Source organism: Rhizobium sp. 16-488-2b (assembly GCF_017741815.1).
GTDB lineage: Bacteria > Pseudomonadota > Alphaproteobacteria > Rhizobiales > Rhizobiaceae > Rhizobium.
Genome location: NZ_JAGHMF010000036.1, coordinates 485,102 through 510,725, shown reverse-complemented (window position 1 = coordinate 510,725; position 25,624 = coordinate 485,102). Strand labels below are relative to the sequence as shown.

General features: G+C 61.7%; 25 protein-coding genes. 14 read left to right on the top strand and 11 right to left on the bottom strand.

Annotated features, from left to right (window positions below; all coding sequences use genetic code 11):
- Positions 1–161: 161 nt before the first annotated feature.
- The 7 genes from pqqE to J5286_RS28680 form a co-directional block, all read right to left on the bottom strand.
- Positions 162–1,289 carry a pyrroloquinoline quinone biosynthesis protein PqqE gene (pqqE, locus tag J5286_RS28710; RefSeq protein WP_209193340.1) on the bottom strand — a complete coding sequence of 376 codons (1,128 nt, stop codon included), beginning with the start codon at positions 1,287–1,289 and terminating at the stop codon, positions 162–164.
- The gene (gene pqqD, locus J5286_RS28705; RefSeq protein WP_112819931.1) at positions 1,289–1,582 is read right to left on the bottom strand and encodes a pyrroloquinoline quinone biosynthesis peptide chaperone PqqD; all 294 of its coding nucleotides are present in this window, start codon (positions 1,580–1,582) and stop codon (positions 1,289–1,291) included. Before pqqD ends, pqqE begins: the two co-directional genes overlap by 1 nt.
- A complete protein-coding gene (gene pqqC, locus J5286_RS28700; protein ID WP_449090040.1) occupies positions 1,582–2,364 on the bottom strand; it encodes a pyrroloquinoline-quinone synthase PqqC in 783 nt (260 codons plus the stop codon). Before pqqC ends, pqqD begins: the two co-directional genes overlap by 1 nt.
- Positions 2,327–3,250: a pyrroloquinoline quinone biosynthesis protein PqqB gene (gene pqqB / locus J5286_RS28695; protein ID WP_209193338.1), complete on the bottom strand. Its 924-nt coding sequence runs from the start codon at positions 3,248–3,250 to the stop codon at positions 2,327–2,329. The genes pqqC and pqqB overlap by 38 nt, the downstream gene beginning before the upstream one ends.
- 44 nt (positions 3,251–3,294) lie before the next feature.
- Positions 3,295–3,390: a pyrroloquinoline quinone precursor peptide PqqA gene (pqqA, locus tag J5286_RS28690; RefSeq protein WP_018896842.1), complete on the bottom strand. Its 96-nt coding sequence runs from the start codon at positions 3,388–3,390 to the stop codon at positions 3,295–3,297.
- 145 nt (positions 3,391–3,535) lie between these two features.
- Positions 3,536–4,366, bottom strand: a complete 831-nt coding sequence (locus tag J5286_RS28685) for an aldo/keto reductase (protein WP_209193337.1) — start codon at positions 4,364–4,366, stop codon at positions 3,536–3,538.
- Positions 4,367–4,388: 22 nt separating this feature from the next.
- On the bottom strand, positions 4,389–5,582 hold the full coding sequence (locus J5286_RS28680) for an MFS transporter (protein WP_209193336.1): 1,194 nt from the start codon (positions 5,580–5,582) through the stop codon (positions 4,389–4,391).
- Positions 5,583–5,712: 130 nt separating this feature from the next.
- Between J5286_RS28680 and J5286_RS28675 the strand changes: the two genes are divergently transcribed.
- Positions 5,713–6,606 carry a LysR family transcriptional regulator gene (locus J5286_RS28675; RefSeq protein WP_209193335.1) on the top strand — a complete coding sequence of 298 codons (894 nt, stop codon included), beginning with the start codon at positions 5,713–5,715 and terminating at the stop codon, positions 6,604–6,606.
- A 77-nt stretch (positions 6,607–6,683) separates the two neighbouring features.
- Here J5286_RS28675 and J5286_RS28670 read toward each other — a convergent pair whose 3' ends face one another.
- Entirely contained in the window at positions 6,684–7,673 is a 990-nt protein-coding gene (locus J5286_RS28670; protein ID WP_209193334.1) for an aldo/keto reductase, read from the bottom strand.
- A gap of 318 nt (positions 7,674–7,991) precedes the next feature.
- On the opposite strand from J5286_RS28670, the gene J5286_RS28665 reads away from it, so the two are divergent.
- On the top strand, positions 7,992–8,279 hold the full coding sequence (locus J5286_RS28665; RefSeq protein ID WP_018896837.1) for a hypothetical protein: 288 nt from the start codon (positions 7,992–7,994) through the stop codon (positions 8,277–8,279).
- A gap of 132 nt (positions 8,280–8,411) precedes the next feature.
- Here J5286_RS28665 and J5286_RS28660 read toward each other — a convergent pair whose 3' ends face one another.
- Both J5286_RS28660 and J5286_RS28655 read right to left on the bottom strand, forming a co-directional pair.
- The gene (locus tag J5286_RS28660; RefSeq protein ID WP_209193333.1) at positions 8,412–10,352 is read right to left on the bottom strand and encodes a methyl-accepting chemotaxis protein; all 1,941 of its coding nucleotides are present in this window, start codon (positions 10,350–10,352) and stop codon (positions 8,412–8,414) included.
- 273 nt (positions 10,353–10,625) lie between these two features.
- Positions 10,626–11,531 carry a LysR family transcriptional regulator gene (locus J5286_RS28655; RefSeq protein ID WP_209193332.1) on the bottom strand — a complete coding sequence of 302 codons (906 nt, stop codon included), beginning with the start codon at positions 11,529–11,531 and terminating at the stop codon, positions 10,626–10,628.
- A gap of 291 nt (positions 11,532–11,822) precedes the next feature.
- Between J5286_RS28655 and J5286_RS28650 the strand changes: the two genes are divergently transcribed.
- From J5286_RS28650 to J5286_RS28640, 3 genes are read left to right on the top strand one after another with little or no spacing between them, the layout of a single operon-like run.
- Complete coding sequence (locus tag J5286_RS28650; protein ID WP_209193331.1) at positions 11,823–13,268, top strand: c-type cytochrome; 1,446 nt, start codon at positions 11,823–11,825, stop codon at positions 13,266–13,268.
- Positions 13,269–13,318: 50 nt separating this feature from the next.
- On the top strand, positions 13,319–13,846 hold the full coding sequence (locus tag J5286_RS28645) for a sugar dehydrogenase complex small subunit (RefSeq protein ID WP_209193330.1): 528 nt from the start codon (positions 13,319–13,321) through the stop codon (positions 13,844–13,846).
- A 13-nt stretch (positions 13,847–13,859) separates the two neighbouring features.
- Complete coding sequence (locus tag J5286_RS28640; protein ID WP_209193329.1) at positions 13,860–15,494, top strand: GMC family oxidoreductase; 1,635 nt, start codon at positions 13,860–13,862, stop codon at positions 15,492–15,494.
- Between the two features lie 117 nt (positions 15,495–15,611).
- Here the strand turns inward: J5286_RS28640 and J5286_RS28635 are convergent, their stop codons facing one another.
- Positions 15,612–16,322: a transcriptional regulator NanR gene (locus J5286_RS28635; RefSeq protein ID WP_209193394.1), complete on the bottom strand. Its 711-nt coding sequence runs from the start codon at positions 16,320–16,322 to the stop codon at positions 15,612–15,614.
- Between the two features lie 190 nt (positions 16,323–16,512).
- Between J5286_RS28635 and oiaX the strand changes: the two genes are divergently transcribed.
- The 9 genes from oiaX to J5286_RS28590 all read left to right on the top strand — a co-directional run bounded on the left by oiaX (position 16,513) and on the right by J5286_RS28590 (position 25,624).
- The gene (gene oiaX, locus J5286_RS28630; protein ID WP_209193328.1) at positions 16,513–17,772 is read left to right on the top strand and encodes a 3-oxo-isoapionate-4-phosphate decarboxylase OiaX; all 1,260 of its coding nucleotides are present in this window, start codon (positions 16,513–16,515) and stop codon (positions 17,770–17,772) included.
- Positions 17,773–17,776: 4 nt separating this feature from the next.
- Positions 17,777–19,111 (top strand): four-carbon acid sugar kinase family protein, encoded by a 1,335-nt coding sequence (locus J5286_RS28625; protein WP_209193327.1) that lies wholly within the window; start codon positions 17,777–17,779, stop codon positions 19,109–19,111.
- A gap of 2 nt (positions 19,112–19,113) precedes the next feature.
- A complete protein-coding gene (locus J5286_RS28620) occupies positions 19,114–19,872 on the top strand; it encodes a triose-phosphate isomerase (protein ID WP_209193326.1) in 759 nt (252 codons plus the stop codon).
- A 55-nt stretch (positions 19,873–19,927) separates the two neighbouring features.
- Positions 19,928–20,365, top strand: a complete 438-nt coding sequence (gene derI, locus J5286_RS28615) for a D-erythrulose-4-phosphate isomerase (RefSeq protein ID WP_018896827.1) — start codon at positions 19,928–19,930, stop codon at positions 20,363–20,365.
- A 76-nt stretch (positions 20,366–20,441) separates the two neighbouring features.
- Positions 20,442–21,269, top strand: a complete 828-nt coding sequence (locus tag J5286_RS28610; protein WP_112943306.1) for a phosphogluconate dehydrogenase C-terminal domain-containing protein — start codon at positions 20,442–20,444, stop codon at positions 21,267–21,269.
- Positions 21,270–21,345: 76 nt separating this feature from the next.
- Positions 21,346–22,287: a D-ribose ABC transporter substrate-binding protein gene (locus J5286_RS28605; RefSeq protein WP_018896825.1), complete on the top strand. Its 942-nt coding sequence runs from the start codon at positions 21,346–21,348 to the stop codon at positions 22,285–22,287.
- 84 nt (positions 22,288–22,371) lie between these two features.
- Positions 22,372–23,016 (top strand): DUF2291 family protein, encoded by a 645-nt coding sequence (locus J5286_RS28600; protein ID WP_209193325.1) that lies wholly within the window; start codon positions 22,372–22,374, stop codon positions 23,014–23,016.
- 2 nt (positions 23,017–23,018) lie between these two features.
- Positions 23,019–24,563, top strand: coding sequence for a sugar ABC transporter ATP-binding protein (locus J5286_RS28595; RefSeq protein ID WP_209193324.1), 1,545 nt, complete (start codon positions 23,019–23,021; stop codon positions 24,561–24,563).
- The gene (locus J5286_RS28590) at positions 24,560–25,624 is read left to right on the top strand and encodes an ABC transporter permease (RefSeq protein ID WP_018896822.1); all 1,065 of its coding nucleotides are present in this window, start codon (positions 24,560–24,562) and stop codon (positions 25,622–25,624) included. The genes J5286_RS28595 and J5286_RS28590 overlap by 4 nt, the downstream gene beginning before the upstream one ends.

Sequence of the window (25,624 nt, the reverse complement as noted above, 5' to 3'; positions counted from 1 at the left end):
AGTCAGACGGAATGACACTTTCGTGACGCAATTGTTAACGTAGGATGTATGACATCACAGAGTTGTGGCGCGGCAAGCCGCCCGCATTCGGGCGGGCGGGCGCGATCCGCGCCGCTGTGTTTCCAACAGCTTGTGATTTCGTAAAGCTTGAGGACAACCCTCTATCGGCCGCGATAGACAAACTCGCCAGGAATGGCCGCCGCATCCTTGTCGGCTTGTAGCGTCAGCGCATCGCGCAACGGCGAGCGAATGCAGACGGGATCGGTTGCGCTGGCATCGCCGGCAAGCGTCATTGCCTGGCAGCGGCAGCCGCCAAAGTCGATCGCCTTGCGGTCGCAGCTTCGGCAAAGCTCCGGCATCCAGTCTTCGCCGCGATAGGCGTTGAAGGCGGAGCCGTGATACCAGATGTCGGACAGCGACTTCTCGCGAACATTGTCGAAGGTCAGCGAAGGGATCGTCTCCGCCGCGTGGCACGGCAGAACCCGACCCGAAGGCGTGACGTTCAAACCGATCCGCCCCCAGCCGCCCATGCACGCCTTGGGATAGGACGAGTGGTGGTCGGCCGGCACGTAGTCGATGACCAGAATGCCTTCCAGCCGCTTGCGGGCCTCGATGACGGTCTTGTTGGCCCGTTCGACCTGCTCTCGCGTCGGCATCAATGCGGCGCGGTTTCTTTCGGCCCAGCCGTGAAACTGCACGGTGGCGATCTCGATACGCCGGGCGCCGAGCTTCACAGCGAGATCGAGCATATCGTCCAGCTGGTCCATGTTCTGCTTGTGGCAGACGGCATTGACCGTGAGCGGTATGCCGCTTGCCTTGACCCAGGCGGCGACGGCCATCTTGCGATCGTAGCCGCCCTTGTAGCCACCTACGCGATCGGCGCTCGCGGGGTTCGTTCCCTGCAGCGAGAGCTGCACATGGTCGAGGCCGGCATCGGCAAGCTCAAGCAGCCGCTTTTCGGTCAGGCCGACGCCCGATGTAATGAGATTGGTATAAAGGCCGGCCGCCGCCCCCGCTGCCGTCAGCTCCACGAGGTCGCGGCGCGAGGCCGGCTCCCCGCCGGAAAGATGAAGGTGGAGCACGCCCATTTCGGCGGCCTGCTGGAAGACACGGATCCACTCCTCGGTTGACAGCTCTTCCTTGATGCCCGTGAGCTCCAGCGGATTGGAACAATAGGGGCAGGCAAGCGGACAGCGATGCGTTAGCTCTGCAAGCAGCGCCATCGGCGGCGGCGCTACCGAAGACAGCGGAGCGACCGTTTGCTTGACGACCCTTGCCTCGACGCCCATCACAGCACCTGCAACATGCGACGATTGGCGAGTTCGCGGATGAACGCCAGGACATCGGTCGCGATCTGCTCGCGCGGTGCCTGGAATTCGGCGGCGAAGTCGTCGGCAATCGTGTCGAGATTTCTTTCGCCATCGAGCGCTTCGATGATCTTCACGGCGATCTCATCCACCGCCATCGCGAGTTCGGGTGCGAGCAGAACGGTCTGCCCGCGCACCGGATCGTGGCGCAAACGCACGCCACGGGCCAGCTTGACGACCATGCTGCCGGTTATCGCGACCGTATCTTCGCTCATCACGCGATCTCCTCGAGCTCGCCGATTACGCCCTCGCGACCATTCCAGCCACCCGGCGGGATCAGGCCCGGCGTAACATAGGCGAAATGTAGCGCATCGAGCTGCGCCCACAACACCTCGGTCTTGAACGTCAATGCGGCCGCCGCCGCATCCTGCTTTTCCACCGTGTTCGCGTTGTCGAGCACATAGGCAAGGCCGAAGGCAACATCGACGGGTGCCTCGTTCAAACGCTGGCGGAAATAGGAAAGCGCCTGATCGTCGGCAAAAGCGTAGTGCTGCAACAGCCCGGCGATACGATCGGCATGGATCTTCGGCGCGAAAAGCTCCGTTAGCGATGACGCGACGGCCTCAAGCAGCGGCTTCTCGCGAACGAAATGAACATAGGCTTCGACGGCAAAGCGCGTCGCGGGCAGGATGCCGCGACCGGAGGCCACATAATCAGGATCGAGGCCGACGGCTTCGGCGAGCTTCAGCCAGCGGCGGATGCCTCCACCTTCGGTGAGGCCGCCATCGTGATCCTCGATGCGGGATCGCCAGGCGCGCCGCATGTCGGCGTCCGTGAGACGCGACATGAAGGCGGCGTCCTTCATCGGGATATGGCTCTGGTAGCAATAGCGGTTGATCACCCAGGCACGTACCTGCGTCATGGTGCACTGGCCGCCATGCAGCATTTTGTGGAACGGGTGCTTGTCGTGATACCGATCCGCGCCGATCGCCATCAGCCGCGCTTCGAATGCCTGCCGGTCAGGTGTTTGCGTCAAAGTCGATCTCCATGCCGTCATGGCCAATCTGGAAGCCGCTCGCCTCGAGCATGTCGCGCTCGGGCCCGGCCCGCCAGATCGGATTGGTGTTGTTGATGTGGACGTAGATTTTCTTGGCGATATCGAGCTTCGACAGAGTGGCGAAGCTGCCATCGGGCCCGCTGATCGCCATATGGCCCATGCGCTGCCCGGTCTTTTGGCCGACGCCAAGCGTGATCATCTCGTCGGCGGTGAACACGGTGCCATCGAAAAACAAGGCGTCGGCGGCGTCGATCCGTGCGATGAGGTCATCGCTGATATGGGCGCAGCCCGGAATGTAATAGACGCGCTTGCCCTCGCCGATCAGTTCGACACCAACAGTCTGCTCGCCTTCCAGCTGAAGCTCGGGTTCGCCATTTTCCATGAACAGCGGCACCTTGCCGGGGACAGCAAACAACCGGGCCTCGACGCCCGGGAGCAGCCAAAACGGCTGCTCGAGCGTTATTGCGTGGCGCTTTACAAAGGCGGGATCAAGCGCGCGGAAGACGGGATTGTCGTCGATGATCTCGGCGATCGCCGCCGTCACGAAGATGTCCAGCGGCTGCTTTTCACGCAGGATCAACAGGCCGGCCAGGTGGTCGATATCGCCATTGGTGATCAGCACGCTCTTGATCGGACTGTCGCGCAGCGCCTTGGGATGCAGCGCGCTATTGTCGATGATCTGCTGCCTGATATCGGGAGAAGCGTTTAAAACCGCCCAGCTATGGCCATCGAGACTGACGGCGAGCGATGATTGCGATTGTGGCCTGACACCGGATGCCGGATCGCGCGCAAGGCGGCAATTCTGGCAACCGCAATTCCATTGCGGAAGGCCGCCGCCCGCGGCGGCCCCAAGAACCAGACCGCGAAAGCCAGATGAATCTGTCACGCGCGGACCTCAAACATTACAAGTCAAATTGGGTTTAGCCGACCTTAGAAAAGGATCGGTTCGTTGCCATCGGCAGGAGCGTAACGGTTGATTTCCATACCGCAGCTGACTTCGATGAACTTAGGGGCGTGCCAAGACATGTGTGTCTCCATTCATGCTGGTTTATCTTACAAGGGTTCACCTAGGCCCACTCATGCTGCACTGCAATAGCGTTTTCAGCATGGCTGCCCGCCCAATGTCGCAAGGCCATCACAATCGCGAGATCGGGCGGGCAAAGCGTCCATATTAGGCTGCTGGATCCCATTCAGGTGCCAGACCGTCGGGGCTGACGATGCGGCCGTCGGCCTGAGCAAGCGCGTGGATGCGCGCCATGTCTTCATCGCTCAGGGCGAAATCGAAGATCGCGGCGTTCTCAGCAGCGCGGGTCTCCGAGACCGTCTTCGACAGCGTGACGAAGCCCTGCTGGACGATCCAGCGAAGCACGATCTGCGCGATCGAGCGGCCATGCGCGGCCGCGATGTCGCTGAGGGCAGGATCGCTCAGAACCTTGCCATCGGCCATTGCGTAATAGGCAGTGAGCGACATGCCCAGCTCGCGCGCCGCCTCGATGACCGGACGCTGATCGAGATAAGGATGATACTCGACCTGATTGTTTGCGAGCGGCCGTTCGCTCAGGCGCGCGGCATTTTTCATCAACGTCGTGTTGAAATTGGAGACGCCGATGTGGCGTGCCTTGCCTGCCTTGGCGACTTCGTTCAGCGAGGCGATCTGCTCTTCCAGGCTAACGGCGGTGTTCGGCCAATGCAGCAGCAGGAGATCGACGTAATCGGTCTTGAGCTTGGACAGGCTTTCATCGACCGAGGCCAGGAAAGCGTTGCGCTCATAGTTCGCGACCCACACCTTCGTGGTGAGAAAGATGTCGGCGCGGGCCACGCCCGACGACGCGATACCCTGCCCTACGGCAGCTTCGTTGCCATAGATCTGCGCGGTATCGACGTGGCGGTAGCCGGTCTTCAGCACATGAGAGACCATCCGTTCGGTATCGGCGGCTTCCATGCGGAACGTGCCGAATCCGAGCGCCGGGATGGACGCGCCATTGGCGTTGACGAGTTTCATGAGGGTTTTCCTTTCGATCATATCAGGCCGCGGAAGCGGCGGTCTTGGTTGAAGCAAGCGTCCGGCGGTCGAGCGAGCCGCTCCAGAGCGTGAGAACAAGCGCGCCGATGACGAAGATGGCGCCGACCCATGGCGTGGCCCCAAGGCCGAGCGACGAGGCAACCACGATGCCGCCGACCCAGGCGCCCGCCGCGATGCCGAGATTGAAGGCGGCGATGTTCAAGGCCGAGGCGACATCGACCGCTGCCGGGCGAACCACGCCGGCAAGCTGCACGACATAAATCTGGAGGCCGGGCACATTTGCAAAGGATAGGAAACCAAGGGCGGCCAGCGTCGGGATCGTCAGCCATGGCGACACCGCTGTGAAGCTGAAGATGGCGAGCACTACGGCCTGCGCGGTGAAAAGCCAGGCCAGAGCCTTGATCGGATCGCGGTTGGCCAGACGTCCGCCGGCGATGTTGCCGATGGCGATCGCGATGCCATAGAGCACCAGGATCAGACTGACGGCCGAGGCCTGGAAGCCGGTGACCTGCTCGAGGATAGAGGCCAGGAAGGTGAAGGTGACGAAAGTGCCGCCGTAACCGAGAGCGGTCATGGCGAAGACGATCAGCAGACGGCCGCTGCCGAGAACCTTGACCTGCTCGCCGATCGTTGCCGCCGGCGCCTTCTTGAGGTTTGCCGGCAGGAGTATCCAGAGACCCACGAAGGCAAGGACACCGAGGCCGGCGACGGCCACGAATGTCGCGCGCCAGCCGAATGTCTGGCCGATGAGCGTGCCTAGGGGAACGCCGGTGACGATCGCGACCGTCAGGCCCATGAACATCATGGCGATCGCCGAGGCGCGCTTGTTTTCTGGAACAAGATCGGCGGCAATCGTCGAGCCGACCGAGAAGAAGACGCCATGGGCGAAGGCGGAGAGAACGCGGGCGACAAGCAGAGGCGCGTAGCCCGGGCTGAGCGCCGCCATCGTATTGCCGAGGATAAAGAGGGCCATGAGACCGAGAAGCAGCAGCTTGCGATCGAGGCGACCGGTCAGCGCGGTCAGGATCGGCGCGCCGAATGTGACGCCGAGCGCGTAAACGCTGACAATCAGGCCGGCGAGCGGCAGATCGATATTGAGATCATTGGCAACGGTGGGCAAGAGCCCGACGATGACGAACTCCGTCGTGCCGATCGCGTAAGCCGCGACCGTTAGGGCAAACAGGGCAAGGGGCATTGTGAATCCATCCAGTGGCGATGCCGGACAAGTGGCGATTTGGGATGGCTGGAATATGGACCACTGACATTATCGCGATAAGCAGCTACATTGCCTCAATAGTTATGAATTGAATTCACAGGAGCGAGCAGTGGATAACACCGTCGGCGAGATGGAAGTCTTCGTGCATACGGCGAAGCTGCAGAGCTTTTCGGCAGCCGGCCGCCTGCTGCGCATGTCGCCTTCGGCGGTCAGCAAGCTGGTGAGCCGGCTGGAAGAACGCTTGAAGACCCGCCTTATCGTCCGAACCACGCGCAGCCTGCAGCTCACGCCGGAGGGCGAGGTCTATCTTGAGCGCGCGCAGCGCATTCTCGAAGACATCAAGGAAGCAGAGCAGATCGTCTCGACAGGCGGCGAAGCCGCGCCGCGCGGACGGCTACGGGTGAGCGCCTCAGTCGCCTTCGGGATTAGCCATGTCGTCCCGCTGGTGCCGGAGTTCCTGGCCCGCTACCCGGGCGTCCAGCTCGATCTTTCATTGACCGATGGGATCATCGATATCGTCGAGGAGCGGGCCGATGTCGCTATCCGCTCAGGCAATCTACGGGACACCTCGCTGAAGGCGCGCAAGCTGATGGACAGCCGGCGCGTCGTCGTGGCGGCCCCTAGCTATCTCAAGCGCATGGGAAATCCCGAAAAGCCCGTCGATCTCGACCGGCACAACTGCATGACCTTCAACTTCCGGCAAACATGGGAAGAGTGGCCGTTCCGAGATCCCGCAACCGGGCAGGCCTTCTCGAAGGCGGTCCATGGTAATGTCGAAGTGAACAACGGGCCGACCATTCGCAATCTGTGCCTTGCCGGCGTCGGGCTGATCCGGGTGGGCGCTTTTCACGTCCAGGAGCATATCGACGAAGGGCGGCTGGTACCGGTGTTGGAAGCGTTCAATCCCGAGGATATCGAGCATATCCACGCCGTCTATCCCGGCCATCCACATCTTGCGAGCCGGATCCGGGCTCTGATCGACTTTCTCGTGGAGCGGATCTAGCCACGAACGTCGGCCAACCAAGCGAAAACGGCGCACCCGAGGCGCGCCGTTTCATGTTCCAATTCCGGGCTCGTATCTTAGAGACCGGTCGTCTTCATCAACTGCTCCGGATAACGCTCGCCCTCGACCTGAATGGCGGCTGCGGCGGTCTCGATCTGCGCGAGATCGTCGGCGCTCAATGCCACGTCGGCCGCGCCGAGGTTTTCGTCGAGGCGATGCAGCTTCGTCGTGCCGGGGATCGGCACGATCCAGGGCTTCCGGGCCAGCAGCCATGCCAGTGCGATCTGCGCCGGCGTCGCCTTCTTGTCTTCGGCGATGCGCTTCAGCAGATCGATCAGCGCCTGGTTCTTCTCCATCGCCTCCGGCGTGAAGCGCGGCAGCATCTTGCGGAAATCGCCTTCGCCGATCTTCGTGTCCTTGTTCATCGCGCCGGTGAGAAAGCCCTTGCCGAGCGGGCTGTAAGCAACCAGCGCGATGCCAAGCTCCTCGCAGGCTTCGAGAATGCCGTTGGTCTCCGGCCCGCGCGTCCACAGCGAATATTCGTTCTGCAGCGCGGCGACCGGCTGCACCGCATGGGCGCGGCGGACCGTCTGTGCGCCCGGCTCGGACATGCCGAAATGCTTCACCTTGCCTTCCGCGATCAGATCCTTGACCGTGCCGGCGACGTCCTCGATCGGCACGTTGGGGTCAACGCGGTGCTGGTAGAGCAGGTCGATGACATCGACATCGAGGCGCTTCAGCGAGCCCTCGGCCGCCTTGCGGATCTGCTCGGGGCGGCTGTTAACGCCGGCCATTTTGCCATCGACGATATTGAAGCCGAACTTCGTGGCGATCACTACCCGGTCACGCATCGGCCGGAGCGCCTCGCCGACAATCTCTTCGTTGGTGTAGGGTCCATAGACCTCGGCGGTGTCGAAGAACGTCACGCCACGCTCGACGGCCTGGCGCACCAGTGTGACGCTGTCCTTTGTGCTCAGCGCATGGCCGTAGCTGAAGTTCAGACCCATGCAGCCAAAGCCGAGGGCAGAGACCTCAAGTCCGCTTTTTCCAAGTGTCCGCTTTTGCATCATATACTCCTCGTGAACGGCTTCGCCCGTTACTCCCCGGCATCAGCAGCCACCGCTTGGCCTCGAAAACCACGCGCCACGCCGCGGTCCCAGCGGCTGATCATGCCGGATCCATTTCAACACCACGAAAATAGCACCACCGGAGCACCCATATTAGATCATCATTTCGGCATGAATTTATATCTCCAGCTCATGAATGGCGATAGTTTGAGCGGTATCCGACATCCAAAGGAAGAGGCACACGCATTGATGAACCGTGGATTGCGCCTACATCAATGTCAGCAGGCACTTTCACCACGCGCCTTTGGGGAAGCCACCATGAAGGGATCCAAGACGATCAACCAGATGAGTGTCCGCGAGCGGCGGGACATCTTGGCCGCCGTCGCCGATGCGCTCGAGACCAGCGCAAAGGAAGCACTGATCGAGGGCAATGCCGGCTTCGCCGCGAGCTCCGGCGACCTGGCGCTGACAATTCGCAGCAGTGTCCACGGGCTGGCGAGCACGGACCTCAAGGCCGCGGAATTTCTGCTGCAGCAGGCTATGACGCTGATCGAGCAATTCCGGTTCCGCGACCCCCACCGGCCGGAAACACTTACGCTTCATTGACGCCGGGCGGCTTGCGTGCAGCGAGACATAAGTAAGCATAATCTTACATAAATTTCGCCGCGAATACTAAAAGAGCCCGCCAGAAGCGAGCTCTCTTTATTGAGGCGCATAAGCCTTGCACAACCGGCAGACTCAGAACTCCGACCACTCCGGCTCCTGGCGGACCGCAGCAGCGGCCCCGCCGCCGCCAAAGGCCTTGGCGAGCCTGTTCCCAAGCTGGCGTGCGGGTGATGCTGCAGGACGGGAATGCTGGCTGGCAGCAACTGGCGCGGACACCGGTGCCGACGGAGCGCCACCGAGCTTGAACTGCTCCAGAAGCTTTGCGAGCGCGCGCGCTTCGCTTGCCAGGCTGTGGCTCGCCGCGTTCGATTCCTCGACCATGGCGGCGTTCTGCTGCGTCCCCTGGTCCATTGTGTTCACGGCGGTGTTGATTTCCTGCAGGCCGATCGACTGCTCGCGTGTCGCTTCGGCGATCGCGTGAACATGTCGATTGATCTCCTGGACCTCGTTTACGATGACTTCTAGCGCCTGGCCCGTTTCACCGACCAAGGTCACGCCGGATTGAACCTGCTGGCCCGAGGTGGTGATCAGGTCCTTGATCTCCTTTGCCGCCTTGGCGGAGCGCTGCGCGAGCTCGCGCACTTCCTGCGCGACCACCGCAAAGCCCTTGCCGGCCTCGCCCGCACGCGCAGCCTCGACGCCTGCGTTCAGCGCAAGGAGGTTGGTCTGGAAAGCGATGTCGTCGATCACGCCAATAATGTTGGAGATCTCGCTCGAAGACCGCTCGATCTGCTGCATGGCATCGACCGCCTGGCGAACGACCTCGCCGGACTTCTCCGCGCCGGTGCGGGTGCGGGCGACGAGGTCGCTCGCTTCGCCGGCGCGCTTGGCCGCATCGCGTACCGTTGTGGTGATCTCTTCGAGCGCAGCCGCGGTCTCCTCGACCGAGGCTGCCTGCTGTTCCGTGCGCTTGGCCAGGTCGTCAGCGGCCGAGCGGACCTCTTCGGCCCCGCCTGAGATTGCTCGCGCATTGTGTCCAACGGCCTGCATGGCCTGGTTCAGCTTGGTGACCGAGTTGTTGAAGTCGGCACGCAGCGTTTCCAGATGAGCCACGAACGGCGTGTCGATGTGGCAAGCCAGATCGCCATCGGACAGGCGCTGCAGAGCGCCACCAAGCGCATCGACGGCCTTTTGAAGCTCGGCGGATTCGCGCGCCTTCTGCGCCTCGCGATCGGCTCTCTCGCTCTCGCTCATGTTGCGGTTGGTTTCGGCTTCCTGTTCGAGACGCCGTGTTTCGAGCGCATTGGTCCGGAAGATTGCCACGGCGCCGGCCATATCGCCGATCTCGTCACGACGGCCGACGCCGTTGATCTCCTCGGCCGTTTCGCCTTCGGCAAGCGAAACCATACGTTGGCGCAGCCGCGCCATCGGGGCGGTTATGCCCTTGGTGGCGACCACGAGCGCGAATGCGAGCGCGGCCGCGATACCGACGACAAGGCCGATTATGCTGTTCAGAATAGTGGACAAGACGGAATCCGACAGCTCGCGGCCGCCCTTGCTCAGCATCTCCGTCAGCGCCGTGTTGTTGTCACCGAACTTTGGCGACAGGGCACCCATCAGGCTATCGACCTTTTCGATCAGGCTCCGCGCCAGCGCTTCATTGCCGGATTTGCGCGCCTGGACAAGCTGATCGCCGATGTTCCTGACCTGATCGCTGCCGGCCAGCAGTTCGGCAATGGCGTCCTTGCGGCTCGGCACCAGTTCGGGCACCTGCACAAGTCTCGCCCTGGCACCATCGTAGTTCGATGCGAATAGACCAGCGGCATTATCGAAAGCCGGGGAATCAGGCTCGATGGTCATTAGACGCGCCATCCAGGTCGTGGACGTCCAGATACCGGCCGCCGCGCGGGCGCCAAGCATCGCCGCTTCGCTCTCATGCTGCAGGAAACCCGTATAGGCTTGGTTCGCATCGCGGAACTTGGCGCTGACATACATCAAGCCCGAGAACGAGATGAGCGCCAGCAGAGCGATGGCGACGAGAAATTTGGTCTTAATCTTCCAATTTTGCAACATAAGAAAACCTATGCGGTGGCCTGATCCAGGCGCCGGTATGAATGAATGATACGACGCCACATCGCCGCGATGTGCGCACTCGCTGAATTTTTGGGAGTTAGACTGGCTGCGTCATGCAGATCGAGCGATTGCCGATGTCTTGCATATAGTTAAAATCTTAAATGCTTTAACAATGTATAAATTCAAACCACCACGTTCATGCCCGTCTATATTGACATCGGCGCGCGAATTCATGTAATCGCGGCCTTACTGGCCAGCAGAGCGCCTCCGCGCTCACGCAACCTCATCAAAATCGCGCACGTAATTCTTGAGATGCACCAGCAACGCTCTGGCGTATCCCGGAAGTTGCATTTCGTTCTTCACGCAAACATATAGCTCTCGTTCGACCCAGGCTTCGTCGATCGGAAAGACTTGGAGCTTCATGTGGCCCGCATAGCGTCGGGCAGCGCTTTCCGGCACGATGGAGACGCCGGCGCCCTGCTCCACGACACGGCATGTCGCCTCGAAACCGTTGATCAGCATCCGAAAATGCGGGGTGCGCCCCAGCTCGTTGGCGTGGCGTCTGAGGAACTGCATCAGCGCCGGATCGCCCTGCTGACCAATGAGCTTGAAATCGAGAACCCGCGAGAACGCGATTGGCCCCAACGGCATCGCCATGTCACCTGGGGCAATCAACACCAGCCGGTCGGGGACGAAGCGGAAACGCTCGAGGCCGTTCATATCGGCGGACGAAGCGACGATCGCGATATCGGCCTGCCCCTGTTTCAACATGTTCACCGCCTCGAGGCTCGGCTTATCCTCGACGCTGACGCTGATATCGGGGTTCTGCGCCAAAAAGGCACCAAGCGCCTGTGGTAGATGCTCGGCAAGCATATTGGTGTTGGACAGCAGCCTGACGCGGCCACTGCGGCCATCGGCGAAGGCATCGAGGTCGGCCTCGATACGGCGCGCATCGTCCATGATCTGCCGCGCATGGCTGGCCAGCATCTCGCCCGCCAAAGTGGGCTTGATGCCACGGCCAGTGCGCTCGAAGAGTTCGAGATCAAAGGCTTCTTCAAGCCGCTTCAAGCGCGCGCTGACGGCGGCAACGACGACATTGTTCTGCTTGGCCGCAACCGTCAGGCTTCCTCCGTCGACGGCAGCCAGGAAGATACGCAAATCGATAAGGTCGAACTTCACATTGAAGCTTTCATTCTTCGTGAAAACTGTTTGTATGACAAATTGATTTTCAAACGCAGTATAGCGCGGCTATGACGATTGCCAAGTCGCGAACGTGACACATCGACGCATAAAGTCAGTTCCTCCTTTAGAGTGAATTTGCAAAGCAATTTCAGTAATTTGCTTTTCTAACATTGGCTTTAACCGGTGCTTGTCGCATCCAGCCTCGCGGCGACGTGGATCGGCTACGCTCGTGGGAGGTGATGCAAAGCCTGTTGTCGTTTATTCATGCTTGATGAAAGCACGTCGATAATGCACTTGCACACCGCACCCTCTCGGCTTCCCTTCAAACGCCTGCGATCGATCGCACTCTGTCTGTCCGCGCTGGTGTCGATCACCGGCGCAGCCTCGGCGCAAGATCAAGCAGCGACGCCAAACGACCTGATCATGAGGGGACGCTATCTCGCGACCGCGGCCGATTGCGCAGCGTGTCATACCGCGCCGAACTCCGGACAGCCCTTCGCCGGCGGCTATGCGATCGAATCGCCGCTCGGCAAGATTTTCTCGACCAACATCACGCCATCCAAGACCGACGGCATCGGTAACTACAGCGAGGAAGACTTCGCGCGCGCTGTTCGCGACGGCGTTGCAAAGGATGGCAGCCATCTTTATCCGGCGATGCCTTACACGGCCTACGCCAAGATCTCCGACGAGGACATCTCGGCGCTCTACGCCTATTTCATGCAGGACGTGAAGCCGATCGACCACGCGCCGGAGAAAACCGCGCTGCCGTTCCCGTTCAGCATCCGCGCCTCGATGTCGGTGTGGAACCTGCTCTTCCTCGACAAGGACCGCTTCCAGCCGGATGCATCCAAGTCCGCCGAGTGGAACCGTGGCGCCTATCTGGCCGAGGCTCTCGAGCACTGCAGCACCTGCCACACGCCGCGCAATCTCTTCATGGCGGAGAACGGAAGCCAGGCGCTTTCGGGCGGCTCCATCGGCTCCTGGTTCGCGCCGAACATCACCTCCGACAAGGTTGATGGCATCGGTGGCTGGTCCGACGAAGAACTCGTGCAGTATCTGCGCACCGGCCATGTCGCAGGCAAGGCTCAGGCGGCCGGCCCGATGGCGGAAGCCATCGAGCACAGCATGCAGCACCTGACCGAGGCCGACCTCAAGTCGCTCGTCGTCTACCTGAAAGATACGAAGCCGATCACCACTGGCGAAGCCACGCCGCGCTACGACGTCGGCAAGCCCTCCACGGCCGAACTCGATCTACGTGGCCTGCCTGGCCAGGCCGTGACCGAGAAGGGCTTCCATATCTTCAGCGGCTCCTGCGCCGCTTGCCACCAGGTTGATGGCGAGGGCAACGACCACTATCCTTCGCTCTTCCACAATACCGCAACCGGCGGCAACAGCCCGGACAATCTGATCGCAACGATCCTGTTCGGCCTGTCGCGCACCATCGACGGCGTACCGACATTCATGCCGGCCTTCGGCGAGAACGCCGCCTACACGGATCGTCTTTCCGACAAGGACGTCGCCGATGTCAGCAACTACGTGCTTGGTCATTTCGGCAACGGCAAGGTGACCGTCACCGCAGCCGACGTCCTGCGTGTCCGCGAGGGTGGAGAGAAGCCTGTATTGGCTGCGGTTGCACCGTTCATCGTTCCGGCAGTCGCCGTGGCGCTGATCCTCGCCGCGCTCGTCATCGCGCTGCTCGTTGCCCGCCGCAGGCGGCAGCCGGCCCGCGCCTGATCGTTTCACCCTTTCTCCCAGTTCTGACTGCCTCATCGAGGATATCAGCGATGCCAATCGACCCGAACAATGCGGGCTCTCTCATGAGCCGGCCCCTCCACCGCCGAGACCTCCTGCGCGCCACCGTGGCCGTCGGGGGACTGGCCGTCCTCTCCTCCTTCGCAGCGCCCGTATCAGCGTTCGCGGCCGACGATGACGTCCAGGGCTTTACCAAGCTTTCCGAATTCCTGACCGGCTACGAGCTCGACCCCGTGCTCGGCGCACGCTTCCTTGCGGCACTCTCCAAGCGCAGCAAGACGCTGAAGGCCGACATCGCCGCCCTGCAGCAGGCGGTGAGCCAGTCCGGCGCCAAGGACATGGATGGCTTTCTCGCCTCCAAGCCCGCCGAGCCTGAGATGAAGACTTCCGCGAAGATTGTCTCCGCCTGGTATCTCGGCGTGGTCGGCGAGCCACAGGACGCGGAACTCATCACCTACGAGAAATCGCTCATGTACCGCCCGACCAAGGGCCTCCTTCCCATTCCGACCTACGGTCCCGGCCCGAACGCCTGGGGACCGAAGCCCGGCAGCAAGATCTGACAGGATATAGACAATGGCAAACGACGCATATGATGCGGACCTGATCGTCATCGGATCGGGTGTCATGGGCGGCATCGTCGCCGCACAGCTCGCCAAGGCCGGCAAGAAAGTCATCATTCTCGAAGCCGGCCCGCGTGTCGATCGCCGCGAGATCGTCGAGACCTTCCGCAACGCTCCGGTCAAGCTCTCGCTGGCAAACGCCAAGCTGCAGGGCGCAGGCTCCCCCTTCCCGAGCATGCCCTGGGCGCCGTCAACCTATGGCGACTACCTGCAATACGAAGGCCCGGTTAAATACAACACCTCCTACCTGCGCGTCGTCGGCGGCACGACCTGGCACTTCGGTTCGGCGCTCTGGCGCATGATCCCCAACGACTTCAAGATCCAGTCGCTCTACGGCCGCGGCCGCGACTGGCCGATCGGCTATGACGATCTGGAGGAGTATTACAACAAGGCGGAGCTGGAGCTCGGCGTCACCGGCACCGACGGCCAGGACGAAAGCGGCCAGGGCGGTGGCCCGATGCCGCCGCGTTCCATGCCCTTCCCGATGAAGCAGCTGAATTCCAGCTACATGTTCACGACGCTGGCTGAAAAGCTCTCGGTTGGCGGCTTCAACCCGGTACTTGAGCCGCATGGCCGCGCCTCGCGCCCCTACGGCAACCGCCCGGTCTGCGCCGGCAACAACAACTGCAATCCGGTCTGTCCGATCGGCGCCAAGTATGACGGCTCGATGCACATCGACGAAGCCGAACGCCATGGCGCCAAGCTGCTGGACAACTCGCCTGTCTACAAGGTGGAAGCCGGCGACGACGGCAAGATCACCGCCGTCTGGTACAAGAAGCCCGACAATTCCGAGCATCGCCTGACGGCGCGCTATTTCGTGCTTGCCGCCTACGGCATCGAGTCCGCCAAGCTGCTGCTGATCTCGACCTCGGACAAATATCCGAACGGTATCGCCAACTCGTCGGATCAGGTCGGCCGCAATCTCATGGACCACACCGGCATCAGCATGAACATGCTGACCAAGGAGGACATGTGGCCGGGCGAAGGCCCGACCGAGCTCCTGGTCTATCTCAACCAGCGCGACGGCGCCTTCCGCAAGGATTATCCGAGCTACAAGATCAAGGTCCGCAACACGGTACCGACAGCCCAGATGACCGAAGGCTTCATCAAGAAGGGCATCATGGGTTCCAAGCTCGATGAGATGATCCGCCAGTATTCGGCCCGCTCGCTGAACTGGGCGATCGATTTCGAGCCGCTGCCGCTCGCCGAAAACCGCGTAACGCCGTCGAAGACCAAGTTCGACGCGCTCGGCATCCCGGTTCCCGTTCTTTACTACTCGGTCACCGACTACTGGAACGCCGGTCGCGATCGTGGCCTGGAAGATCTGAACAAGATCGCCCAGCTGCTCGACGCCGAGGTTCTGTCGACCGACGTCAAGTGGCAGAATCGCCAGCACGTCATGGGCACCACCCGGATGGGCGACGATCCGAAGGACAGCGTCGTCGACCGCGATTGCCGCACCCATGATCACCCGAACATGTTCATCGCCGGCACCAGCGTCATGCCGTCGGCATCGTGCATGAACCCGACACTGACGGGTGCGGCGCTCAGCGTGCGTATTGCCGAGCAGCTGATCAAGGAGATCTGATTTTAGCGCTCACGAAGGTCTCGGCCGTACTGGTCGAGACCTTCCCGATCTCAAAACGAAAACAGCGACCGCCTCGCAGGCCGGTCGCTGTTTTCGTATTCACCGATGAAAGCGACGTCAGTCGCGATTGGTATAGAGCGCACTGGAGCGCTCGAGGTGCTTCAAGATCGCGGCTTCCGCGCCATTCGCATCGTTAGCCGCCAGACAGTCGAGGATCTGCTCATGCTCCACCAGCGTGAATTTCTCCTTGCCGGTCCAGATGAGCATGTCCGTGTGATAGGCCTTCAGCCATGCCAGCATTGCCTCGCTGACGGCGACGAAGATCGGGTTGCCCGAGATCTGCGCGATACGCGTATGGAACTGCATGTCGGCGGCGATGAAGTCTTCCGCGTTGCCAAGCGACCGGCGCTGCTCCTCGATGATATCGCGGAGATCGGTGATGTCGGCGGGCGTGGCCTTGACCGCCGCCTCGCGCGCCATGCCGCGCTCGAAGAAGATGCGTGAGCTCTTGAGGTGATCGAGCGAGTCGGCGGACTGCGCCAGCATGATCTTCGCCGTCAGATCCACCTGGCGGAAAATCGATCTTGCGGTCAGCTGCAGAACCTTGGCGCGCTCCCCGTGCGAGATGTTGACCAAGCCCATGTTGGCCAGCGACTGCATCGCCTCGCGGATCGCCGGCCTTCCAACCCCGAAGCGCTCCATCAGCACCCGCTCCGAAGGCATCTCGTCGCCGGGGCGAAGCTCGCCGGACGTGATCATTCGCTCCAGTCGATCAAAAACCTCATCGGATAGTTTGCGACGCACGATCTGTTCGATTGGCTGGCTCATGGTGTCTCGCTGGCTCACAATATCCCTCCTTTATGCATGCTAGCGTCCCGGCACGAAAGGCCGTCGTCTGAAATCGGTCAGTGCTCTTTCAAAAAATTTTCATTGCAGAAATTGGAATACTCATTATACCAGTTCATGAGTTGACGCCATGGCAAACTTTAGGCCTAGGCAGGAGGAGCAACGAAACCTCATGATGATCACAGTTACCTACCGCATCGAAACGACCGGCAGCGTCGAGGCCATGGCCGCCAAGATCGCCAGCGATCAGTCGACCGGCACGTTCGTCCCCGTTCCCGGCGAAACGGAAGAGCTGAAAGCGCGCGTCGCCGCGCGAGTTATCGCCATCCGTCACCTGCCCGATGCGGAATATCCGACCTGGCCGGAAGTAGCACCCGGCAGCGGCCCCATTCACCGCGCCGATGCCGATATCGCCTTCCCGATGGACGCGATCGGCACGGATCTCTCCGCCCTGATGACCATCGCCATCGGCGGCGTATTCTCGATCAAGGGCATGAGCGGCATCCGCATCGTCGACATGAAGCTGCCCGAAGCCTTCGCCACAGCCCATCCCGGCCCGCAATTCGGCCTGCCCGGCAGCCGTAGGCTGACCGGCGTCGAAGGTCGGCCGATCATCGGCACGATCGTCAAGCCGGCGCTTGGCCTGCGGCCGCATGAGACGGCGGAGCTGGTCGGCGAACTGATCGAGTCCGGCGTCGACTTCATCAAGGACGACGAAAAGCTGATGAGTCCGGCCTATTCGCCGCTCAAGGAGCGCGTAGCGGCCATCATGCCGAGGATCCTCGATCACGAGCAGAAGACCGGCAAGAAGGTCATGTACGCCTTTGGCATCTCGCATGCCGATCCCGACGAGATGATGCGCAATCACGATCTCGTCCTGAAGGCCGGCGGCAATTGCGCCGTCGTCAACATCAATTCCATCGGCTTCGGCGGCATGAGCTTCCTGCGCAAGCGCTCGGGCCTCGTACTGCATGCGCACCGCAACGGTTGGGACATCCTGACCCGCGATCCCGGCGCCGGCCTCGATTTCAAGGTCTACCAGCAGTTCTGGCGCCTGCTCGGCGTTGACCAGTTCCAGATCAACGGCATCCGCATCAAGTATTGGGAACCGGACGACAGTTTCGTCGAATCCTTCAAGGCCGTGAGCACGCCGCTGTTCAGCAAGGCCGACTGCCCGCTGCCGGTCGCTGGCTCCGGCCAGTGGGGTGGCCAGGCGCCGGACACCTATAACCGCACCGGCCGCACCACCGATCTTCTTTATCTATGCGGCGGCGGCATCGTCAGCCATCCAGGTGGCCCGGCGGCCGGCGTTCGCGCCGTGCAGCAGGCCTGGCAGGCGGCGGTCGCCGACATCCCGCTCGACGAATACGCCAAGGATCACCCGGAACTCGCGGCCTCGATCGCGAAGTTCGGCGACGGCAAGGCAGCTTGAGACCATGACCAAACCTCTGCTTACCTATTACGGTGACGATTTCACCGGCTCGGCCGACGTCATGGAAGCGCTCGCCTCCAACTGCGTACCGACCGTGCTGTTTCTCGGCATCCCCAGCGCCGAAACCGCCAAGCGTTTCGCCGATTACCGCGCCTTCGGCATCGCCGGCACCAGCCGCAGCGAAACGCCGGAGTGGATGGAAAAGCATCTGCCCGCGATCTTTGAGTGGCTGAAGGCGCTCGATGCCGACATCTGCCATTACAAGGTCTGCTCGACCTTCGATTCCAGCCCCGCGATCGGCAACATCGGCAAGGCGATCGAAATCGGCAAGGCGCTCTATGGCCAGCCGGTGGTTCCTGTCATCGTCGGCGCCCCGCAGCTGAAGCGCTTCACGGCTTTCGGCAATCTCTTCGCCGCCTATCAGGATCGCTACTACCGCATCGACCGCCATCCCGTCATGAGCCGCCATCCGGTAACGCCGATGGCCGAAGCCGACCTGACGCTGCATCTGGCAAAGCAGACAGCGCTACCCGTGGCACTCGCCGATCTGGTCACCACCGCGGCCGCCGATGCCGACCAGCGCATCGACAAGACGATCGCCGACCTCGATGGCATCCTGCTGATCGACGTGGATAGCGCCCAGTCGCAGGCTCTGGCCGGCCGTCAGGTCTGGCGGGCAAAACGCGACGGCGGCCTGTTCACCGCCGGCTCTTCCGGCGTCGAATACGCGCTGTTGCAGGCGTGGAAGGCTGAAGGCCTGCTTGGCGAACCGACGACCTTTGCTGAACCGGGCAAGGTCGATCGCCTCGCCGTCGTCTCGGGAAGCGTATCGCCCACCACGGAACGGCAGATCCGCAACGCGACGGAAAACGGCTTTGACGGCATTGCCGTCGATCCGCTCGACCTCGTCGGCGAAAGCGGTGACCGCGCCATCGACACCGCTGTCACTGAGGGCGTCAAGCGCCTGAAGGATGGCCGCAGCGTCATCCTTCATACGGCGCTCGGCTCATCGTCTGACAAGGGAACCGATATCGACCGTATTCCCGGATCCCGCCATCGCCTCGGCTCCGCTCTCGGCACGATCCTGCGCCGGTTGATCGAAACCGAAAAGCTGCCCCGCGCTGTCATCGCCGGCGGCGACACGTCGAGCCACGCGCTGCAGCAGCTGCGCGTCGATGCTCTGACGACCCTGTTGCCGCTGCCGCAGACACCCGGCTCGCCGCTCTGCACCGCGCACGGCAACTACGCGCCGACGAACGGGCTGCAGATCGCGCTCAAGGGAGGCCAGGTCGGAACCGACGGTTATTTCGCACAGATCCGCGACGGACGGAGGGCTTGAACATGCGCTATTGGGTTGGCACCAGCTTCAAGATGAACAAGACGCTTGGCGAAGCTCTGTCCTTTGCCGAAAAGCTCGCCGCTGCCGATGGCGATCGCCATGCGGATATCCAGCGCTTCGTCATCCCGCCCTTCACAGCGGTGCGCGAAGTCAAGAAGGCTCTCGCCGATAGCTCGGTGAAGGTCGGCGCGCAGAATATGCACTGGGACGCGGCCGGCGCCTGGACAGGCGAGATCTCGGCCCCGATGCTGAGGGATTGCAACCTCGATATCGTCGAACTCGGCCACTCCGAGCGTCGCGAACACTTCGGCGAGACCGACGAAACCGTCGGCCTGAAGGTCGAGAGCGCCGTCAATCACGGCCTGATCCCGCTGATCTGCATCGGCGAAACGCTTGCCGAGCGCAATGCCGGTGATGCCGACGCGGTACTGAAGCGCCAGATTGAGGGCGCGCTGGCGCGCGTCACTAGCTCTAGCAAGGACGCGGAGATCCTGCTTGCCTACGAACCGGTCTGGGCGATCGGCGTCAACGGCATTCCGGCGACCGCTGACTACGCCGACGAGCGCCACGCGCGCATCGCTGATGTGGCCGCCAAGGCGCTCGGTCGCGCGGTTCCGGTTCTCTACGGCGGCAGCGTCAATCCAGGCAATTGCGAGGAGCTGATCACGCAGCCGCACATCGACGGCCTTTTCATCGGCCGCTCTGCCTGGGCCGTCGAAGGCTATCTCGACATTCTGAAGCGCGTTGCCGCGGTCATCTGATCGCAGCCACCAATTCCACTCATCCAGCCCCCGAATGATTGAAAGGACACGGACCATGAAAATCGCCATCGGAGCGGATAGCGCTGGCAAGCCATTGCTTGACGTGATCGCCGCCCACCTCGCCACCAAGGCGGGCCTCGAAGTGCACGATCTCAGCCAGGCCGGCTTCTACGCCGACCTGTCGCAGAACCTCGCGCAGACCATCGTCGACGGCCAGCACGAGCGCGGCATTCTGATCTGCGGCACCGGCATTGGCGTTTCGATTTCTGCCAACAAGGTTCCCGGCATTCGCGCCGCGCTGACGCACGACACCTACTCGGCCGAGCGCGCCGCGAAATCCAACAATGCACAGATCATCACCATGGGCGCACGCGTGATCGGTCCGGAACTTGCCAAGTCGATCGTCGACACGTGGCTCGCCTCCGAATTCGATCCGAAGGGCGCTTCGGCAGGCAACGTCGACGCCATCAACAGGCTCGACGCGGTTAAGTAATACTTATTCTGGGGTGGTGATTGACTCATCATACCAGCAACGTTAACAATTCCAGCAAAACACGAAGTGAGGAAACATGACTTCCATTGCTCTGTTCGGCGCCGGCGGCAAAATGGGCTACCGGCTTGCAAAGAACCTCAAGGGTTCGCGCTACGACGTTCGCCACGTCGAAATCAGCGATGTCGGCAAGGCACGCCTGAAGGACGACCTCGGCCTTTCGACCGTGGACGTAGACGCAGCGCTTGATGGCGTCGACGTCGTCATCCTGGCCGTTCCGGACACGCATATCGGCAAGGTTGCCGCCAGCATCAACGACAAGCTCAAGGCCGGCACCATGGTTGTTGCGCTTGACGCTGCCGCGCCATTCGCTGGCCACTTCCCGGAGCGTCCTGATCTGACGTATTTCGTCACGCATCCGTGCCATCCGCCGATCTTCAACGACGAAACCGACATGCAGGCCAAGAAGGACCACTTCGGCGGCCTCTTCGCTAAGCAGCACATCGTTTCGGCTCTCATGCAGGGTCCGGAAGAAGCCTACGCCGTCGGCGAAGAAATCGCCAAGACGATCTGGGCACCGGTCATGCGCTCGCACCGCGTCACCGTCGAGCAGATGGCGATGCTGGAGCCGGGTCTCTCCGAGACCGTTGCCGCTTCGCTGCTCGTCGTCATGAAGCAGGCCATGGATGAGTGCGTCGCACGCGGCGTTCCGGAAGAAGCTGCCCGCGACTTCCTGCTCGGCCACCTGAACGTACTCGGCGCCGTCATCTTCGGCGAAGTCCAGGGCGTGTTCTCGGACGCTTGCAACAAGGCTATCGAATTCGGCATTCCCGCCCTGATGAAGGACGACTGGAAGCGCGTTTTCGAACCTCAGGAGATCGCTGACAGCATCAAGCGTATCACCTGATACCGATCCCGGGAGGGGGCAACCCCTCCCCTTTCACCGCCCTGCTGGGAACAGGGCTTCTTTTGGGAGGAAACCAATGAGACTGACACGTAGACTGACCGTCGCTGCCTTTGCCAGCGCGCTTGCATTCGGCGTTGCCATGCCCGCTTTTTCGGCGGACCTGATCGCCATCATCACCCCCGCACACGACAACCCGTTCTTCAAGGCTGAAGCCGTAGGTGCTGAAGCCAAGGCGAAGGAACTGGGCTATGAAGCGCTCGTCATGACGCATGACGACGACGCCAACAAGCAATCCCAGATGATCGACACCGCCATCGGTCGCGGTGCGAAGGCCATCATTCTCGACAACGCCGGCGCTGACGCGACCGTTGCAGCCGTCAAGAAGGCCAAGGACGCGGGCATTCCGTCGTTCCTCATCGACCGCGAAATCAACGCCACGGGCGTTGCCGCAGCACAGATCGTTTCCAACAACTACCAGGGTGCCCAGCTGGGTGCGCAGGAATTCGTCAAGCTGATGGGCGAGAAGGGCAATTATGTCGAGCTCGTCGGCAAGGAATCCGACACCAATGCCGGCATCCGCTCGCAGGGCTATCATGACGTCATCGACGACTATCCGGACCTGAAGTCGGTCGCCAAGCAGTCGGCCAACTGGAGCCAGACGGAAGCCTACGCCAAGATGGAAACCATCCTGCAGGCAAACCCGGATATCCAGGGCGTCATCTCCGGTAACGACACGATGGCCATGGGCGCTATCGCCGCCCTCCAGGCCGCCGGCCGCAAGGACGTGATCGTCGTCGGCTTCGACGGCTCCAACGACGTCCGCGACTCCATCAAGTCCGGCGGCATCAAGGCCACCGTTCTGCAGCCCGCCTACGCACAGGCGCAGATGGCTGTCGAACAGGCCGATGCCTACATCAAGAACAAGACTCTTCCCAAGGAAGAGAAGCAGCTGATGGATTGCATTCTCATCAACGCCGACAACGCCTCCAAGCTCGAAACCTTCGCGATCGCCAAGTAACGACAGCTTGAGACGAATGGCGAAGAGCGCACTCATTTGCGCTCTTCGTTCTTTATCCTATTCCATAAGATTGGAGTTTCGTGGATGGCGAGGGTCAGAAGCGCGGTTGTGATCGCATTGCTTGCGATGGCACTGCCGGGCTGCAAAATCATCAAAACGCCGACGGCGGAAGAAAAGGCTGCGGAAACCGCAAAGAGCGCCTTCGATCCCGCGGCAAAAGTCGAGGCCATCTGGCAGTCGCAGGCAATTCCCTATCTGCAAAAGCGGGCCGGTGAGCTTAAGGACGTCGTGGCGCTTGCCGCGTCGAGCCCGGATCAGGCCGGCGAGAAATACGGCAATCCCCGCAAACAGGCGAGCGCGCCCTGGACCTATGCGGTCAAGCTGAGCGGCAAGGTCGTCGCGGCCGATACGGCATCGCGCGCGGCCACGATCGACGTTGACGCCGATGGCGATGGCAAGGCCGACGCCAAGGTGCAGATCGGTCCCGCCGTGCGCGGAACGGCGCTGCGCGACACGCTGGAATTCGTTAATTTCAACGAGTTCAAGAACCAGATCGAGTGGGCGCAATTCGGCAAGGCGTTTAACGAGAAGATCAACACCGCCCTCCTGGCGCCGCTACCGCGCGACGGTCTGACCGGCAAGAGCGTCACGGTCACCGGCGCCTTCCCGCTGCCGGCATCCGGCCAGTTGCCGCTGGTGACCCCGGCCGAACTGACGGTGGGGCCGTAGCGATGAGCGAGACGATCGAACACGACGTTATCCTGCGCCTCGAAGAGGTGTCCAAGGTCTATTCCGGCATCGTCGCCGTCAAGCGCGCCGACCTCGAGCTCCGGCGTGGCGCGGTGAATGTGCTGGTGGGCGAAAACGGCGCTGGAAAATCGACGCTGATGAAGATCATCGCCGGCGTCGAGCGGCCAACGCTTGGACGCATCATCCTCGATGGCGAAACGGTCTCCTTCGACAGCCCGGCCGACGCGCAGGCGCACGGCATCGGCATGATCTTCCAGGAACTCAATCTCTTCGCCAACATGACGGTGGCCGAAAACATCTTCGCCACCCGCGAGATCACCCGCGGTATTCGCGGCATCGATCACAAGGCACAGATCGAAAAGGCCAACGCCTTTCTGAAACGGCTGGATGCCGGCATCAATGCCGAAACCATGGTCGAGGACCTGCCGATCGGTCAGCAGCAGCTGGTCGAGATCGCCAAGGCGATGTCGCTCAACGCCCGCATCCTGATCATGGACGAACCGACATCGGCACTTTCGGCGGCCGAAGTCGAGATCCTGTTCAAGGTCATCGCCGAACTGAAGGCGCAGGGTGTGGCCATCGTCTATATCTCCCACCGGCTGGAAGAGCTGATGCGGATCGGTGACTACATCACCGTGCTGCGCGACGGCCAGATCACCGGCCATGCAATGGTCCGCGACATCGACACCAAGTGGATCGTCCGCTCGATGATCGGCTCCGACGCCAAGGATTTTGCCAAGGCGGCCGACCACGAACTGGGGCCAGAAGCCTTCCGCGCCGAGGAGATCAGCCTGCCACGCAGAACCGGCGGACTGGCCGTCGATCACGTCTCGCTCTCGGTGCGCGCGGGCGAGATCCTCGGCATCTACGGCCTGATGGGTGCCGGACGCAGCGAGTTCTTCGAATGCGTGATCGGCCGTCACAAACACTCGACCGGCAAGATCTTCATCGACGGCCAGGAAGTGCGCGCGCAAGACACGACGGGGCGGATCAGGAAGGGCCTTGCCCTCATCCCCGAGGACCGTCAGCGCGAAGGACTGGTGCAGGTGCTATCCATCGCCAGCAATCTGACGCTTGCCAGCCTCGATCACTTCACGCGGCTCTTTCACATCAAGGCCGGTGCCGAAAGGCAGGGCATCAACGACATGATCCGTGATCTCTCCATCAAGGCGCCGAACCCGGAATTCGAAGTCACCTCGATGTCCGGCGGCAACCAGCAGAAGGTGGTCATCGGTAAGGCGCTGATGACCAATCCGAAGGTTCTCCTGATGGACGAGCCCAGCCGCGGCATCGACGTCGGCGCCAAGGCGGACGTGTTCCGCACAATGCGCAGACTGGCCGCCAAGGGCCTTGCAATTTTGTTTTCAACCTCAGACCTTGAAGAGGTCATGGCCCTTTCCGACCGCATCGCCGTTCTCAGCAACGGCAAGCTGGTCGCCGTCTTCGATCGAAGCGAAGCAACGGAAGAGGCTATCATCGCGGCATCTGCCAAAGGTCACGGACACCAGGGAAAGCTCGCGTCATGACGGCGGACACCTCATCCACATTCGGGGCAAAGCGTTCGAGCGGCTCCATTCTCCTCACCCTGATGAAGCTCAGAACCTTCATCGCCCTTTTTGCCGTGATCATCTTCTTCGCGATCTTCGCGCCGAATTTCACATCCACGGCCAACATGATCCTGATGTCGAAGCACGTCGCGCTCAATGCCTTCTTGGCCATGGGCATGACCTTCGTCATCATTACCGGCGGCATCGACCTTTCGGTCGGCTCGATCGTCGGCCTGTGCGGCATGGTCGCCGGCGCCTTGATCCTCAACGGCGTGGAACTGCCGATCGGCTACACGATCTTCTTCAACATCTATGAGATCGTGCTGATCACACTGGCCGTCGGTCTGGCGATCGGCCTGATCAACGGGCTATTAATCACCAAGCTCAACGTCGCGCCGTTCATCGCGACGCTCGGCACCCTCTATATCGCACGCGGCCTCGCGCTGCTCTCCTCTGACGGTCAGACCTTCCCCAATCTCGTCGGCAAGCCGGAATACATGACGACGGGCTTCGACGTCTTCGGCGCCGGCCGCATGCTGGGCCTGCCTGTCTCGATCTGGATTCTGATCGTGCTCGCCCTAATTGCCGCCTACGTGGCGCGCTCGACGCCGATCGGCCGGCATATCTTCGCCGTCGGCGGCAACGAGCGTGCAGCGCGCATGTCAGGCATCCGGGTCGATGTGGTAAAGATCTTCGTCTACATGTTTTCGGGCCTGTGCGCAGCCATCGTCGGTCTCATCATCTCGTCCGAACTGATGGCCTCGCATCCGGCCACCGGCGAAAGCTTCGAATTGAACGCGATCGCCGCGGCGGTGCTCGGCGGGACCTCGATGTCGGGCGGGCGCGGCACGATCGGCGGCACGATCATCGGCGCCTTCGTCATTGGCATCCTGTCGGACGGACTGGTCATGATGGGCGTATCGTCCTTCTGGCAGATGGTCATCAAGGGGCTGGTGATCATTATCGCGGTTGTTGTGGATCAGGCGCAGCGCCGTCTGCAACAGCGCGTGACTCTCATGCAAATGGCAAAGGCAGGATAA